The 1,696-nt window shown below is 37.3% G+C and carries 2 protein-coding genes and 2 pseudogenes; 2 read left to right on the forward strand and 2 right to left on the reverse strand.

From position 1 onward, the window contains the following. Window positions 1-50: 50 nt before the first annotated feature. A pseudogene (gene tnpC / locus ACFFIT_RS04005) lies at window positions 51-728 on the forward strand (IS66 family transposase); the annotation flags it as partial. A gap of 21 nt (window positions 729-749) precedes the next feature. Then, the gene (locus ACFFIT_RS04010) at window positions 750-950 is read left to right on the forward strand and encodes a transposase domain-containing protein (RefSeq protein WP_385876366.1); all 201 of its coding nucleotides are present in this window, start codon (window positions 750-752) and stop codon (window positions 948-950) included. 106 nt (window positions 951-1,056) lie between these two features. Here the strand turns inward: ACFFIT_RS04010 and ACFFIT_RS04015 are convergent, their stop codons facing one another. Both ACFFIT_RS04015 and ACFFIT_RS04020 read right to left on the reverse strand, forming a co-directional pair. Then, a complete protein-coding gene (locus tag ACFFIT_RS04015) occupies window positions 1,057-1,344 on the reverse strand; it encodes a hypothetical protein (protein ID WP_385876365.1) in 288 nt (95 codons plus the stop codon). 128 nt (window positions 1,345-1,472) lie between these two features. Further along, window positions 1,473-1,696 (reverse strand): annotated as a pseudogene (locus tag ACFFIT_RS04020) (hypothetical protein); the annotation flags it as partial.

Genomic DNA, 1,696 nt, shown 5'->3' on the forward strand with positions numbered 1-1,696 from the left:
ACAAACGGTGTAGCTTAGTATGTAAAAATTATAAATAACTAACAACTATCTTGACAAGTTCCGAAAGGCTCAAGACATTACTCCTTGAGCAAGAAGTCATTCATGCCGACGAAACTCGGCTCAATATCTTAGATAATCGGCGAGGAAGCTCTGTTATTCATGGCTACATCTGGGCTTATGCTTCTAGCATACATTCTAATATACCCATCATCTACTATGATTGCACTGACAGTCGTGAGGGTAAACAAGCCCAAAATATATTAAAAACCTTCAAGGGTAAACTTGTCGTGGATGATTATTCTGGCTATAAAGCCCTGTTTGATAAATATGAATCGATTATTGAAGTCGGTTGCTTTACCCATGTCCGTCGTAAGTTTGCTGAAATAGTTAAAGTCGCACCGCATCCATTTGCTCAATATTTTATTAATGAAAGTGCTAAACTTTATCAGATTGAGGATAAACTGAAGTATGTGATACCTGAACAAAGAAAACATGTGCGTAAGAAATTTGCTAAACCGATTCTTAAAAAGTTAAGAAAATGGTTAATAAAGACCTTATCCAAGACATTACCGAATACACTTTTTGCCTGAGCATTAAATCATGCCATTAATCGCTGGAAATCTTTAGAAATCTACCTAAACGATGGCAATGTCCCTATCGATAATAATCATATCGAAAGAAACATCAGACCTATTGCTTTAGGTAGAAAAAATTGGCTATTCGCAGGTTCATTTGCAGCTTCGCAGCTGATGACAAATATCACGAGCCTACTTGCCACTGCAAGAGCAAATGGCATCGATCCAGAGCAATGGTTGCGAGAAACCTTAGCGGTGTTACCAACTTTGAAATATAACGAGCTAGACAAACCCTTACCAATCAAATCAATTCAAAAAACTGAGTGTGAGAAAAACTCAACCTCGATAACGCCTATTATACTTGACAAAAATTAGTAAGCTAGATGTGTTCCTCGTATGCTTACTATTTATCAAAGATATGAATGTACATATAGAGATAGAAGTACTGTCCCTTCACATTGGAATTCAAGTAAGTAATATCTCAGCAATAGATTTGATTGCTCGCTGTTGCCACAAGCTCATTGGGTTTATTTGACGCTCTTGGTTTTCTCGTGCTACCGCGATGAGTATTTTGCCCAGTTAATCTCATAAAACGATAGAATGTCGATTCTGACGCAATATAAATACCCTTATCATCCATGAGTCTCGGTACGATTTGAATAGGCGATAGGTGCTTATATTCTTCGCAATTCAGATAACGATTCAGTATGTGGTACTCAAATTCTGAGAGTTTATTTTTAGGCTCAAAATAGGTGCGATGTTCTTTCAATCGCTTATCTACATTAAGACTTAGGTCTTTATTCTTTTTTCACCTGAGGTAAGTTGCATAGGAGAGACCTATCACCTCACAGCATCTAAAAGGTCTGGCCCCATTTGATACTGCCTCAGTGATTAACTCTAATAGTTTAATACGCGTTGATGTTTCGGTGAATTGTACCCTCCCGAAATCAACGCATTGAACTTTTTTGATAGCACCAATAACGCAGCGCTTTCTGCTAATGCCTTATTTTTCCTTTTTAAATCGGCTTCTAGCGCCTTATTCTTATCCTTAAGTATTTTTAATTCAGTCGTTTGTGCATGGCTGTTTTTCTTTTCAGAACTCTCAATAAACTCCCTTTTCC

This window comes from Thorsellia kenyensis (assembly GCF_042432445.1).
GTDB classification, from domain to species: Bacteria; Pseudomonadota; Gammaproteobacteria; order Enterobacterales; family Thorselliaceae; genus Thorsellia; species Thorsellia kenyensis.

Bases quoted from the DNA above. Each gene is read 5' to 3' on its own strand.
- ACFFIT_RS04010 (WP_385876366.1), top strand. From the start codon at position 750: ATGACAAATATCACGAGCCTACTTGCCACTGCAAGAGCAAATGGCATC.